The organism is Martelella limonii (assembly GCF_013344475.1).
Classification (GTDB): domain Bacteria; phylum Pseudomonadota; class Alphaproteobacteria; order Rhizobiales; family Rhizobiaceae; genus Martelella; species Martelella limonii.
Map to the genome: position 1 here is coordinate 75,238 of NZ_JABUOU010000007.1, position 14,129 is coordinate 89,366.

At 62.1% G+C, this 14,129-nt stretch carries 13 protein-coding genes; all 13 read right to left on the reverse strand.

Going from position 1 to position 14,129, the window contains the following annotated elements:
- Nucleotides 1–1,539: a tripartite tricarboxylate transporter permease gene (locus tag HPQ62_RS14795; RefSeq protein ID WP_174803344.1), complete on the reverse strand. Its 1,539-nt coding sequence runs from the start codon at nt 1,537–1,539 to the stop codon at nt 1–3.
- On the reverse strand, nt 1,536–2,036 hold the full coding sequence (locus HPQ62_RS14800) for a tripartite tricarboxylate transporter TctB family protein (protein WP_174803345.1): 501 nt from the start codon (nt 2,034–2,036) through the stop codon (nt 1,536–1,538). Before HPQ62_RS14800 ends, HPQ62_RS14795 begins: the two co-directional genes overlap by 4 nt.
- 276 nt (nt 2,037–2,312) lie before the next feature.
- Nucleotides 2,313–3,323, reverse strand: coding sequence for a Bug family tripartite tricarboxylate transporter substrate binding protein (locus HPQ62_RS14805; protein ID WP_174803346.1), 1,011 nt, complete (start codon nt 3,321–3,323; stop codon nt 2,313–2,315).
- Between the two features lie 184 nt (nt 3,324–3,507).
- The gene (locus HPQ62_RS14810) at nt 3,508–4,326 is read right to left on the reverse strand and encodes a sugar phosphate isomerase/epimerase family protein (protein ID WP_425312636.1); all 819 of its coding nucleotides are present in this window, start codon (nt 4,324–4,326) and stop codon (nt 3,508–3,510) included.
- A 14-nt stretch (nt 4,327–4,340) separates the two neighbouring features.
- Nucleotides 4,341–5,498, reverse strand: a complete 1,158-nt coding sequence (locus HPQ62_RS14815; protein WP_174803348.1) for a dihydrodipicolinate synthase family protein — start codon at nt 5,496–5,498, stop codon at nt 4,341–4,343.
- A gap of 2 nt (nt 5,499–5,500) precedes the next feature.
- Entirely contained in the window at nt 5,501–6,655 is a 1,155-nt protein-coding gene (locus HPQ62_RS14820) for a Gfo/Idh/MocA family protein (protein WP_174803349.1), read from the reverse strand.
- Between the two features lie 355 nt (nt 6,656–7,010).
- Entirely contained in the window at nt 7,011–7,253 is a 243-nt protein-coding gene (locus HPQ62_RS14825) for a DUF2188 domain-containing protein (protein WP_174803350.1), read from the reverse strand.
- Nucleotides 7,254–7,445: 192 nt separating this feature from the next.
- Nucleotides 7,446–9,107: a Zn-dependent hydrolase gene (locus HPQ62_RS14830; protein ID WP_174803351.1), complete on the reverse strand. Its 1,662-nt coding sequence runs from the start codon at nt 9,105–9,107 to the stop codon at nt 7,446–7,448.
- Nucleotides 9,104–10,042, reverse strand: coding sequence for a dihydroorotate dehydrogenase (locus HPQ62_RS14835; protein WP_174803352.1), 939 nt, complete (start codon nt 10,040–10,042; stop codon nt 9,104–9,106). Before HPQ62_RS14835 ends, HPQ62_RS14830 begins: the two co-directional genes overlap by 4 nt.
- Nucleotides 10,042–10,872 carry a dihydroorotate dehydrogenase electron transfer subunit gene (locus HPQ62_RS14840; protein ID WP_174803353.1) on the reverse strand — a complete coding sequence of 277 codons (831 nt, stop codon included), beginning with the start codon at nt 10,870–10,872 and terminating at the stop codon, nt 10,042–10,044. The genes HPQ62_RS14835 and HPQ62_RS14840 overlap by 1 nt, the downstream gene beginning before the upstream one ends.
- Before the next feature lie 256 nt (nt 10,873–11,128).
- Nucleotides 11,129–12,415, reverse strand: coding sequence for a TRAP transporter large permease (locus HPQ62_RS14845; protein ID WP_174803354.1), 1,287 nt, complete (start codon nt 12,413–12,415; stop codon nt 11,129–11,131).
- A 1-nt stretch (nt 12,416) separates the two neighbouring features.
- On the reverse strand, nt 12,417–12,914 hold the full coding sequence (locus HPQ62_RS14850; RefSeq protein ID WP_174803355.1) for a TRAP transporter small permease: 498 nt from the start codon (nt 12,912–12,914) through the stop codon (nt 12,417–12,419).
- A 107-nt stretch (nt 12,915–13,021) separates the two neighbouring features.
- On the reverse strand, nt 13,022–14,041 hold the full coding sequence (locus tag HPQ62_RS14855) for a TRAP transporter substrate-binding protein (protein ID WP_174803356.1): 1,020 nt from the start codon (nt 14,039–14,041) through the stop codon (nt 13,022–13,024).
- Nucleotides 14,042–14,129: the final 88 nt, after the last annotated feature.

Here is a 14,129-nt window from a genome sequence, read left to right on the forward strand (position 1 = left end):
CTACTCCCCGTTTGTGGACGTGCCATCTCTGTTAGCATTCGGCCGTCTGAACTGGAATAGCCTGCGCACCGGCGGGATCGAAAACAGGATCACCAGGGCGATCACAACGGCAAAGGCTGCGGAAACCGGCCGTGTGAAGAAGGCGGAGACATCGCCGTTGGAAAGGATCAGACCACGACGCAGGCTCTTGTCGAGCAGGCTGCCGAGGATGATGCCCAGCACCAGCGGCGCCATCGGATAGTTGAGCCGGCGCAGCACATAGCCGACAACGCCGAAGGCGAACATGACCCAGATATCGAAGATGCGCTGCGACAACGCGTATGGGCCGATGACGCAGAGCGTGAACACCATCGGCATCAGGATCGTGCGCGGCACCTTCAGCACCCGCACGAACAGCGGCGTCAGCGCCATGCCGAACACGCCCATGGCAATGGTAGCCAGGATCAGCATCACGGCGATGGTATAGATCATCTCCGGCTGATCGAACATGATCATCGGGCCGGGGCGCACGCCGTGGAGGAAAAGGGCTGCAATCAGGACGGCGGCGGAAGCAGAGCCCGGAATGCCGAGCGTCAGCGTCGGGATCAGCGAGCCGGGAACGACGGCGGAGTTGCCGGTTTCTGCTGCAATCAACCCCTCCTGGCTGCCCTTGCCGAATTCATCACGCTCCTTGGAGTGACGCTTGGCCGCCGCATAGGAGCCCCAGGCGCCGATATCCTCGCCGACGCCCGGAATGATGCCCACCAGCGTCCCGATAATGCCGGATTCGAGCACGGTGCGCTTGTAGCGCCAGACCGAGGACAGCAGTTCCGAGACTGGCGCCTTGACCGATTTCTCGTTGGCCATCTGGGCGGCCGGCATGGTCATCGCAAACAGCACCTCTGCAAAGCCGAAGGCGCCGACCATGGCCGGGATAAGGTCGATCCCGCCATTCATCTGCTGGATGTCGAAGTTGAAGCGCACGTAGGAATGAATGCCTTCCGAGCCGATCATGGCGATCGAAAGCCCGATCAGGCCGGCCATGTAGCCCTTCAGCGGTTCGCCGCCATGAGTCAGCTGACCGGAAATGATGATGCCGAAGAGCGCCAGCCAGAAGAACTCGTAGGATCCGAAGCCGAAGGCCGCTTCCGCAAGCGGCGGGGCGATCAGGATCAGCATGGCGATCCCGACAAGCGTGCCGAGCATCGAGCCGAGCGTCGCGATCGCCATGGCGAGGCTGCCCTTGCCCTTGCGGACGAGAGGAAACCCGTCGAGCGCCGTTGCGGCGCTTGCGGGCGTTCCCGGGATGTTGAGCAGGATGGCGCTGCGCGACCCGCCATAGATTGCACCGACATACATGCAGATCAGCACCAGAATGGCGGCGTCGCGATCGAGCGAATAGGTCAGCGTGGTCAGAAGCGCCACGCCCATGGTGGCCGTCAGCCCCGGCAGCGCGCCGACGAAGATGCCGAGCAGCGTCGCCCATGCGACATTAAAGAGCATGACCGGCGTGGTGAGATTGGCAAAGGCGGAGCCGAGTGCATCGAGAACGGTGGTCATGGCAGGCGCACCAGAAACAGGTCTTCAAAGAGGTAGGATATCGCGCCGCCGAAAACGACGGCGATGATCACCGCGCGGGCGGTGGTAATCGCCATCGCGCGCCGCGTCATGTCCCGGTGAAGTTCGAAAATCATGATGAAGCAGGCGACGAACAGGCTGCTCGCCACCCAGAAATGGATACGCCCGACGAGGAACAGGGCATAGACCGCGCAGAGAGCGATCAGGCCGAGAAGGCGCCCGAGTTCCGTGCGATCGATCGCGCCCGAAGGCCGGTTGTCATCCGCGCCGAGACGCGCCTGATACAGACCGTAGAGCTGGAAGATTGCGACAAGCGTGATCGCAAAGCCCAGAAACATCGGCAGCAGACCGGGAATACTGGCCGGATGGATGTGACGAACCTCAAGACGGTCCATCGTGTAGCCGCCGACGAACTGGGCAATACCCACCGCCAGAAGGATCGTCGTGACCACAAGATCGAGAGATCGCAACTTCAACATGCTGCCTCCGAGGTGATTGGATGGGACGGCGACTATGCCGCCGCCCCGGTTTGGTGTGTCATGTCACGGCGCAGGAATGGCCTTGCCGCATTTTCAGGACGTGGTTCCGGCTCCCTTCCGAAGGAGCCGGAAACGCGCCGCACAGCCCCCCAAATTCTCGCCCCGGAGGGGAGAGAAAGTTGGGGGCAAGATCCACGGCAGCATTCATTCAGCACGCTTCGCCACGAAGAAAGCCGGCGGCCGGCACGCTTCAAAACGTGCCGGCCAGCCAGTCCCTTATTCCTTGCAGGTCAGGCCGACTTCGGACGGATCCTTGACGGCTTCGCCGCGCGCTTTCATGGCGCAGGCTTCGTTCGTTGCCACCGGAATGGCGCGGGCGCGGGCTTCGTCGCCGTAGCTCGGTGCAAAGCTTGCCCCGCGCTGGAGCGCATACGACTTCAGCTCCTCGGAGTTCATCACCTTGTCAGCCCAGACCTGGTCGACCGTGTCATAGACTTCCTGCGGCGCACCCTTCGGAATGAAGACGCCGAAATAATCAGGCGCGACCTCGATATCGAGCCATTCCGTTACCGGCGGAATCGGATCGATGCCTTCGATTTCGAGCGGCGTATCCGAAAGCACTGCCAGCGGGCGAAGCCTTCCGGCCTTGATCATTTCCGTCTGTTCGACGGCGAGCTGAGTGGTCATGTCGACCTCGCCGGAAGCGGCTGCGATGACGGCAGGATTGCCGCCGTCATAGGCCACCATGCGCGCGGTCATGTTGCCGCCGACCGCATCGTTCAGCGTTGCAAGCGCCGTGCCGCCGGAAGAGGTGACGCCTGCCGTGCCGACCGTGACATTGCCGGTCTTCATCGCTTCCAGAAGTTCACCGAAATCCTTGTAAGGCGAATCGGCGTTGACCGAGATCAGCGGCGCGTTGGCGACATGGAGATAGATGCGATAGTCGTCGATATTGCTCTCTTCGAGCAGGCCCGAAACCGCGTAGGTCGCGTTGTTGGCAATCGCGTTAGCGGTCCAGGTATAGCCGTCATGCGGCGCATCCATCGCCGCCTTGGTGCCGATCGAGCCGGAGGCGCCGGGCTGATTGACGACAACGACTTCGGTGTCGAGTGCCTCGGCCAGGATCGGCGCGACGACGCGGGTCACCTGGTCGGTCGAGCCGCCGGCAGACCACGGCACGATGATGTTGATCGGGCGATCCGGCTGCCAGGTTTCGGCCGATGCCGCGCCGGTGGCGATGATGGCGAATGTGGCCGCGGAAACGGCCAGTTTCGAAAACATGGACATGATAGTCTCCTCCCTTGACTACTAAATAGTAGGTTACGAGCACATGACCTCCTGTCAAGTGCTTGCGCTGCGCAGTTTCCGGCCGGATCAGAGAAACACTCCTCTCGCGTTTCTCCTCACCGCAGCCACCTGCCCGCGCCGCAGGCAATCTTCCATTCGTCCGGGCGAATGCCGCCCGGGTCTTTCAGCAGACGCTTCCCGCCCGCTCGATGATGACGCGCATCACCTCGTCCGGATCGCGCTTCCACCAGTTCTCCTGAGAGAATATCTCGACCTCGTTGAGCCCAGAAAAGCCCTCCGCTTCCACGGCGCCGCGCAGGCCGGCAATGTCGATGACGCCGTCGCCCATCATGCCGCGATCGTTCAGCATGTCGGTGGTCGGCACCAGCCAGTCGCAGAGGTGGAACGCCATCAGGCGTTTCTTTCCGGCGCGGGCAATTTGGTCCCTGACCTCCGGGTCCCACCAGATGTGATAGACGTCGGCTGCAACGCCGATGCCATCGCCGAGACGGTCGCAGATATCGAGCGCCTGGCGCATGGTGTTCACCGCCGCCCGGTCCGCCGCATACATCGGATGCAGCGGCTCGATGGCGATCTTCATGTCGACAGTGCGGGCATAGTCGAGGGTCTTCGCGAGACCTTCCTCGATCATTGCACGGGCGCTTTCGAGATCGCGCGAACCCGGCGCAAGGCCGCCAACGACCATGACGAGGCATTCAGCCCCGATGGTGACGGCCTCGTCAACGGCGCGGCGATTGTCGTCGAGCACATTCTGCGTCAGCGCGCCTTCCGCGGTGAACCAGCCGCCGCGGCAAAGGCCCGAGACGGCTAGCCCGGCTTCCCGGATCTGACGCGCTGCCTTTTCAGGACCAAGCGCCTGCAACTGATCGCGCCAGGGCGCGATCCCGCCGAAGCCGTGGCGGGCGCAGCCCTCGATCGCCTGATCCAGCTTCCACTGGGCGCGGGTGGTGGCCGTGTTGAGCGACAGCCTTTCGGGTGTGATCGCCGCCATGCCGCCTAGACCCCGATACCGTGTGTCGCCATCACGCGGGCCGTGCGGACAGCCGCCATTTCGGCATCGGCGAACAGACCGGCGGCATCGGCAAGGCGCACCACGTGAGCCAGATGCTGCGCCGAACGCGCGCTCTGCTGGCCGCCAAGCATGATGAAATGGTCCTGATGGCCCATCAGATAGGCGAGAAACACGACGCCGGTCTTGTAGTAGCGGGTCGGAGCCTTGAAGATGTGGCGCGACAGCGGAACGGTCGGCGCCATCACGGCGTTGAAACGCTCCATGTCGCCCTTGGCAAGGGCTGCAAGCCCGGTTGCGGCAACTGGCGCGATCGGGTCGAAGATGCCGAGAAGCGCGTGGCTGTAGCCCTGTTCATCGCCTTCAATCAGCTCCGGGTAGTTGAAGTCGTCGCCGGTATACATCTTGACGCCATCCGGCAAGCGGCGGCGCATGGCGATTTCCTTGTCCGCCGAGAGAAGCGAGATCTTGATGCCGTCGACCTTGGCGGCATTTGCCTCGATGATCTCGAGGCAGGTGTCCATCGCGGTCATGTGGTCGCTGCTTGCCCAGTAGCCCTCAAGTGCCGGGTCGAACATCTCGCCGAGCCAGTGCAGCACGGCCGGCTGTTTCAGGCCGGACAGAATGCGGCCATAGACGCGGGCGTAATCATCCGCGCTTTTCGCAACCTTGCAGAGCGCGCGCGAAGCCATCAGGATCACCTGACCGCCGGTCGCTTCCACCGCTTCGCACTGCATCTCGTAGGCCGCGATCACATCGTCGACCGTCTTCGCGTCGGCGGGATCGAGATGATCGGTGCCCGCGCCGCAAGCGATCGAATGACCGTCCGCCTTCGCTTCGGAAACCGAACGCTGGATCAGCTCCAGCGAGGTCGGCCAATCCATGCCCATGCCGCGCTGGGCGGTATCCATGGCCTCGGCAACGCCGAAGCCGAGCGACCACAGGTGGCGGCGGAATGCCATCGTCGTGTCCCAGTCGACATTGCAATCCTGCCAGGGATTGTTGTCGGCAAACGGATAGACAACCACATGGGCCGCCGCAAACACCTTGCGGTTCCAGGCACCGGTATCGACAGGCGCCGCATTGCCCGAAAAGGTGAAGGTTTCAGTGCCGCCGGAAGCGGCTGGAAGAATGACCTTGCTCATCATCAGATCCCCAGATCCCCGATATCGACCCAGCGCCGTTCGCGCGCGCTGGTGTAGCCGGCTTCGGCCAGCTGGACGCCCTTGGCGCCTTCCGCCAACGTATAGGCCCACGGACCATCCTCCAGGACGTGGCGCAGGAACTGCTCCCACTGCACCTTGAAGCCATTGTCGTAGACCGCATTGTCCGGCACTTCCTGCCAGTCTTCGAAGAAGTCCATCTTCTGCGGCTCATCCGGGTTCCAGACGGGCTTCGGCGTGTTGGCGCGATGCTGGCTCACGCATTTGTGCAGACCGGCGACGGCCGAGCCATGGGTTCCGTCGATCTGGAAGGTAACCAGGTCGTCGCGACGGACGCGGGTGCACCAGCTCGAATTGATATGGGCGATGATGTCGCCCTCGAGCTCGAAGGTCGCATAGGCGGCATCGTCGGCAGTCGCCTTGTATTCCTTGCCCTGTTCATCGAGGCGGGTCGGGATATGGGTTGCGGTGGTGCAGGAGACGGCTTTCACCGGTGCGACCACATTGTCGAGCACATAGCGCCAGTGGCACAGCATGTCGGACACCATGCCGCCGCCATCCTCGGCGCGATAGTTCCAGCTCGGCCGCTGCGCAGGCAGGTCCTCGCCGGTGAAGACCCAGTAGCCGAACTCGCCCTTGACGGAGAGGATCTTGCCGAAGAAGCCGGTGTCGCGCAGGCGCTTCAGCTTCAGAAGGCCGGGAAGATCGAGCTTGTCGTGCACGATGCCGTTCTTGACGCCCTTTTCCTTGGCGTAGCGGGCAATCGCCACCGCCTCTTCCAGGCCTTCGGAAACCGGCTTTTCGGAATAGACATGCTTGCCGGCATCGATCGCTTTTCTCAGAAGAGTCGGGCGCAGCTTGGTGGAGGCGGCATCGAAGAAGATGATGTTATGGGGATCGGCAAGGGCTGCATCGAGATCGGTGGTGTAGCGCTCGACGCCGTGGCGCCGGGCAAGCTCTTCGATCTTGGCGCCATTGCGCCCGACAATGATCGGGTCCGGCATCGCGATCGAACCGTCCTTCATGCGCAATCCGCCCTGATCGCGGATTGCAAGCACCGAACGGATCAGATGCTGGTTCATTCCCATGCGGCCCGTGACGCCGTGCATGATGATCCCGATACGATTGGTATCAGCCATTGGTATTCCTCCCATCAACGTGCACATTACCTACCAGTTAGTAATAAACCGGTCAAGTTCAGGAACCCCAAAAAATCGGCAATGCAAAAGAACGTGCGTGAGGCGGCAAAAATGCGGGAAAAAAGGCGAAAATCCGCCATGCGGCGGACCAGTCGTGTAAAGGGAAAGAGCAAGGGCGCTGGATGCTGGGGGCGCGCCTGACGATGACGGCTTGCGGGCCGCCTGCGCTTTGCCTTGAGGCTTGGGTCGTCAAAGGGCTTCGTGACCGCGCCGTGATGGCACGTCCATTTCTGCTGAATTCCGGGCGCGCCAGGATCAGGCGATGGCGCAGCGCGCCCTCGCCATCTGCAAAATGTCAGACGTCCTTCACGGCGACATCCGGCTTTTCGCTTCGGTCGATATGCTCAGTCTTCCACTCGCCGTCTGCGGTTTCATACATGATCTCCGCAGTCTCGCCTTCGACATGCTGGCGCAGCGCCACTTTCTTTGCCGTCGCAAGCGCCGTCGCGTGGTCGGGAAAGGGTTCGGACCAGACATCGCCAAGGCGGTAGGCCCAGCCGCCGTCATGCTGTCCGATGTGATAGGTATAATGCGCCATGGTTCATTCACTCCTTCAAGCAGCCCGCACGCGGGCCCAGGCAAGGCTAACACGCAAACACCCTGCCTTGTTCCGGCGGAAAGATGAAAGCCACCGTCCCTTTGGCGCAAGCTGGCCCCTGGCGGCGCTCAGGGCAGGAACCGGAAGATCGAGCAGACAAGACCCTAGCGCCGCCTCGGCGGGCGCGCGATTTCAGCTGTTGCGGCGAACGGCGATGGCGCGGGCGATGTCGGAAAGCGCTGCCAGCTTTTCCTCGCTCGAACCTTCCGCATAGACCTTTTCCAGCGTCTCGGCATATCCCTGCATTTCCCGGAGGCATTCCTCGCCCGCGCGGTGAAGCATCGGCGTTTCGTAATTGTCGTCGGCGAAGTCTGCGGCCACGATCCCGAGCAGCAGATAGCCCGCAGCCTTTTCCGGCTCTGCCTCTGCCTGACGGAATGCCTGATGCGCAGCCTTGCCGAAAGCCTTCACGGCAACCTTGTTTTCAATCACGAGTGCGGGAATATCCTTGAACACTGAGGCTTCCTCTTGTCTGTTTTCGATCTCTTCGGTCTTATCGAATTCTGCAGTCTTGCCAAGGTAATGACACAGCAATGCGACCGCGCATAGAAGGTCGCCAATCTCCATGGCTTCATCCGGATTGTGCGAGCCATGATCGTTTCGCACGAAAATCATGCCGCTGGGAATCCCCTTTCCGGCAAAAACCGCCGCATCATGCCCGCCGCCGGATACCATCAGCGGCGGATCGAGGCCGGCTTCCCTGCCGGCGTGTGCGAGCGCCTGCGCAAGCGGACCCGAGAGCGCGGCAGGCTCTGTTCTCAGCGGATCGCCCAGTTCGAACCTCACCTTGCGCGCCGCCTCGATGCGGGCGATTTCGCTGAGCAGCAGCGCGTGAAAGCGCTCGAGAACCTGCACATCGTCGGAGCGCACGTCGAGGCTGAAATGAACCGCATCGGGAATGCGCGACATGGCGTGGGTCGCGCCATTGGTGGACACGACGCCGCTGGTCACCACCAGATCGGAGCCCCCATCGAGCGCTTCCTGCCAGGCAGCGTCGAGATGGGCCATCAGGTCCGCCATCGCCAGCACCGGGTCGTGGCGGTAGGCCTTGGGAACGGCGCCGGAATGGCCGCTTTCGCCAAAGCAGGCGATCGACTTGTAGCGGAAATTCCCGCGAATGCCGGTCACGACCGCCACGGGCAGACCGCGCTCGACCAGAACCGGACCCTGTTCGATATGAACTTCGAGATATTGCAGGATCTCTTCCGCCCGCATCAGCGGCGTGCCGGCACGCACCTTTTCGATATCGATTCCGACTGATTGCATATGCTCGGCAAGCGGACGGCCATCGGCCTTGTGGGCGGCCGCAAGCTCTTCCGGCGTCAGCCGTCCGAGAAGCGCCTTCGAGCCGATATAGCATGGGCCGAACCAGGCACTCTCCTCGCCGCGCATCGCAATCACCCGCACCGGCTTGACGAACGGGCGGACGAGACCGCGCCGCGCCGCGATCAGGGAGAGAAGGCCCGCAACCACGCCCGCAAGGCCATCGAAATTGCCGCCCTGGTCAATGCTGTCGGCATGCGAGCCGATCAGGCAGTACTGTTCCGCGTCTTGATGTTCCGGCAGGCTGATCAGAAGGTTGCAGCCGGCATCATAGGCAGTTGAAAGCCCCTCGGCTTCGGCAACGCCCTTCAGATAGGCGAGCACCTCGGTTTCCCGTTCGGAAAAGGCCGGTCGGTTGACCCCAGCAGGTGCCGGGCTGAGCCGCGCCACCGCATCGAAAAGCGTCGCGGCCAGCGTTTCGAACTCCGCGCAAATGATTTCGGGCGCGAGCCGGCCCTGGTGATGTGTCATGCGATTTCCTCCACGCGGGCGATCTCCCTGTCGCCCGAAATTGCAGCGCCGACGAGATCTTCAGACCGCGCAATGCCTTCGGCGTCCAGCGCATCGGCGAGCGCGGTGACAAGCTTCGGCATGATCGACGGATCGATGAAGTTCGCGGTTCCAACCTGAACGGCCGTGGCGCCGGCGATCAGATACTCCATGATATCCGTCGCGCTCGAAATGCCGCCGCAGCCAATCACCGGGATCGAAACCGCCCGCGCGCACTGATAGGTCACCCGCAGCGCGATCGGCTTCAGCGCCGGGCCCGACAGGCCGCCCATGATATTGCCGAGCTTGAAGGCTCTGGTGCGCACATCAACGGCCATCCCCAGCATGGTGTTGGTGGTGACGAGCGCATCGGCGCCGGCATCTTCGGCGGCGCGCGCAATATCGGCAGGCGCTCCGACATTGGGCGATAGCTTCGCCCAGAGCGGCAGATGCGTGGCCCGGCGGATCGCCGAAATCACTTTGAAAGTCGCCTCAGCGCTCATGGCGAAGGCCTTGCCGTCATCCTCGATATTGGGGCAAGAGATATTGGCCTCGATGGCGTCGATATTTGTGGCCGAGAGGCTTTCGGCGAATTCCGCGAAAGCCTCGGCGCTGTCGGCCGAGATGCTGACAACCACGGGCGCGCTGTAGGGCGCAAATTTCGGCAGCGTGTTTTCGATCAGATACTGACCGCCCTTGGAGGGGATGCCGATCGAGTTCAGCATGCCGCCCTCAAGCTCGCAGACGCGCGGCACGGGGTTACCGCTGCGCAGATGCGGCGTCACCGTCTTCAGCACCAGTGCGCCGAGGCAATCGAGGTCGAACACCTCCGCCATTTCAAGCCCGAAGGTGCCGGATGCCGGCATGATCGGGTTTTTGAGCGTCATGGAGCCGACGCGTGTGGTGAGATCCGCCATCATACGACCTCCTGAAGGTTGAAGACAGGCCCGTCGCGGCAGACCCTCAAGTCTTCGCGCACGCCGTCGCGCTCGAACGGCAAAACGCAGGCCTGGCAGACGCCGACCCCGCAGGCCATGTGCTGTTCGAGCGCGACCTCGCCAAAGATCTCGTGGCGCGCGCAAAGCGCCTTGAGAAGCCGGGTGATGCGCTTCGAGCCACAGGTATAGACACCGTCAACGCCCTCCCCCGTCATCAGGCCTTCCACAACCTCACGCAGGTTTTCAACGCTGGAACTGCCCTCGTCATCGCTGATCGTGATCACCTCCAGACCCCAGGACCGGAACAGCGACACCGACATCAGGAATTCGGCAGACCGCGCACTGCAGATCGCCGTCGCCTTGAGGCCACGTTCGCGCAGGGCCAGCGCAAGCGGCGCGAGCGTTGCAAGGCCGACGCCGCGGGCCACCAGCAGCGGATGGCGCATGGTGTCCGGGATGGTGAAACCGATGCCGAGCGGCCCGACGACGCTGAGCGGATCGCCTGCAGCAAGCGTTGCGAGAACCCCGGTACCTTCGCCCGCCACCTTGTAGAGAAACGACAGCGTGCCCGCGCCGGCATCGAAGCCGTAAATGCTCATCGGACGGCGGAAGAACGGTCCGGGCGCGGACGGGCTGCGGCAGAGCAGATGGAAGAACTGGCCCGGCTGGCAATCCAGAATTTCCGCCGGCGCGTCGAGAACGAGATGGCGGTACTGGCTGTTCACGGGCGTATTTTCACGCACCGTGCAGATCGCCTCGCGGATCAGGGGAATGGGCTTATGTTCAGCGATTTCAACGATCTTAGACATGGCGTGCTCAAGAAACGGGAGACGACACCGCGGGAGGCAGTGTTCAGACAATCTGGTTTTAAGGCTTGGAGATCAGGCGCGGGCGGCTAATCAGCGCGGCGCGATCGGGTCGTTCGTGTCAGGTCTGCCATGACAGGCTCCTTTGCTACAGGAGTTAAAAAGAGAGGCTATGGCGAAGCGTCTCTTCTGTCAACAAAATTCTCATTTTTGAGACCACAGGCACAATATTATACTTATTGCGATCTGCCGCACCCGCTCAGCGATAGAGCAGGTTCGGCAGAAACAGCGAGATTTCAGGGATATAGGTCACGATCAGCAGCGCCACGAAATTGGCGATGATGAACGGCGTGATGCCGGAAATGATGGTCGTGACCGGTTTCGAAAGCGTAGAGGCCGCCACGAAAATGTCGAGACCGAAGGGCGGCGTGATCATGCCGAGGCTGATGTTGAGCGTCACGATCATGCCGAGATGGACGGGATCGATGCCGAGCGCCACGGCCGCCGGGAACAGCGGCGGGATCAGGATCAGCAGCGCCGAATTCGGATCGATGAACATGCCGGCAATCAGGAACAGGAGATTGACCGCGATCAGGAACATGATCGGCCCGGTATTGTTCTCGGCCAGAAAGGCGGTGATCGCGACCGGGACCTGCGCCAGCGTGATGAAATAGGCAAGCAGGCTGCCGACGGCGAGCAGGATGAAGATGATCGACGTCGAGATCGCGGCGCGCTCGACCAGGTTGAAGAAACCCGACCAGGACAGCGTGCGGAACACGATGCTTTCGACAAAAACGGCGTAAACGACGCTGGCGGCGGCCGCTTCCGTGGGCGTGAAGATCCCGCTATAGATGCCGCCGAGAATGATGACCGGCATGCCGACCGCCCAGCCGGACCTGCGGATCGCCTCGAAGCGCTCCGGCCAGGTGGCCCGGGCCCCGCGCGGCAGGCCCTTCCGCCGGCTTTCGATCGCGACCAGAACCGCAAAGGTCAGCGCCAGCACGATCCCGACGCTCAGCCCCCCGATGAACAGCTTGGCAATCGAGGTGCCGGTCATCCAGCCATAGACGATGAAGGTGATCGAGGGCGGAATGAGCAGTGCCGTCTCGGCGCTGGAGACGATCAGGCCGAGCGAGAAACGCTCGCTGAAACCGGCCTTGCGCATTTCCGGATAGGCCATGTTGGCCATGGCGGCGACGGTGGCGGGCGCCGAGCCGGAGACCGAGCCGAAGGCCATTGAACCACCGATCGTGGTATAGCCGAAGCCGCCCCGCAGGTGGCCGAGGAACACCTTGATGAGCCCCGTCAGGCGCCCGGCAATCTCGCCCTGCCCCATCAGTTCGGCGGCGAGGATGAAGAAGGGAATGGCCAGCAGCGTTTCATGGTCGATGCCGCCGACGACCTTCTGCACGATCACCGGATCCGGCAATTTTCCGTAGAACACGAGCTTGACCAGCAGCGCCGGCACGGCCAGCACCAGGAACATTTCGAAACCCGAGATCAGCAGAGCAAGGGTGAGAACGGCGATGAGAACGAGCCAGATCATGTCAGTGTTCTCCTACCGCGTTTTCAAACCGGTCATACATTCCAAAACCGCTCAACAGGAAGCGCAGGGCAAGCAGCCCGAAGCCGACCGTCGGCGCGAGATAAAGCCAGACCGTGGAGATCTCGAGCGTCGGGTTCTTCTGCCCCATGGCGAGAACGAAGCTGCAGAGTTTCCAGCCGAGCCAGACAAGGTAAACCGACACGAGGAACCCGGTCAGATCGATGATCCGGCGAAGCGGCAGGCCTGTCCGTGCCGCGATCCCATCCCGGAAGGAATTGATGCTGACCTGGCGGCCGCGCTCCAGCGCAAGGCCTGCGGTCAGGAAGACCAGATAGATATTGAGAAGCGAGACCACCTCTTCCAGCCAGCCGAAATCGGACGCTATGGTGCCGCCGAACTCCCGCATCAGCACGCTGGCGAAATAGAAGCAGACCATCAGAATGAAGATGGTCACGATCACGATGCGTTCAGCCAGGCGCAGCACGTTGACGGCGGTCATGGACAATCTCCAGAGAATGCAGGCCTTGCGGCGGCGGGAGAAGCGATGCGGGTTCAGAAACGACAGCACCGGCCCAGGGGCCGGTGCTTGCATGGTGATGAAAAGGCTTAGTTTCCGGTCACTTTCGCATATTCGGCTTCGTAAAGCTCGATCAGGTCTTCGCCCTGCTCGCCGGTCTGGGCGATATAGGCAGCCTTGGCGGCCGGATAGGTGATGTCGCGCAGCTCTGCTTTCTGGGCGTCGGTCGCAACCGTCACCTCGACGCCGTTTTCCTTGATGGTTTCAAGCGCTGCGTCGACGGCCGCCTTCTTGTGCGCCAAAAGGTCCGGCACAACTTCCTGGAAGGTCTCCGTAATCGTCGTCTGATACTCTTCCGGCAGGCTCGACCAGAAGGCCGGGTTGAACAGGATCACGTCTTCCATGGCGCCGTGATCGGAGACGAGGAGATATTTCTGCACCTCGTAGAACTTCATGTTCTTGATGGTGTCGAGCGGGTTCTCCTCGCCGTCAACCACGCCGGTCTGCAGCGAGGTATAAAGTTCGCCGAAGGGGATCGGGTTCGCCTGCGCACCAAGCGCCTTGAACTGTTCCACCAGGATCTTGGAATCCATCACGCGGAATTTCTGGCTGGCGAAATCGTCGATCGAGGCGATCGGCTTGTTGGAGGTAAAGCTCTTGCGGCCGTTCGGCCACAGACCGATGCAGGTCACGCCCTTCTCGTTGAAGCTGTCGCAGAGCGCTTCGCCGAAAGGACCGCTGGTCAGATCAACCGCTTCGGCATCGTCTGCCGGCAGCAGGTAGGGAATATCGAGGATAGAGATCGCGGGATCGAAACCGCCAAGGAAGGCTGCGGGCGCTACGGTCGCCTCGAGCGTGCCAAGCTGCACGCCTTCCGTCATTTCGCGCTGGGTGCCGAGCTGGCCGGCCGGGAAGATCTGGAACTCGACCTCGCCATTGGTGCGCTCGTTGACGAGCTCCGCCACCTTCTCAAGATAGACATTCCGGCTCTGGGCAGCAGATTCCAGATGACCGATCTTGGCAACGTATTCTGCGGCGTTTACGGAGCTGGCGAAAAGCACTCCGATGAGTGCTGTGGCTGCAAGCGACTGTGCGAAAAGTTTGAGCATGTGAAGCGTTCCCCTTATAGCTCATGGCGTGGCGAGAAGGGAGCATTTAAGGACCCCGCAATCTCCATGTCAAGAAAATTCTCATAAT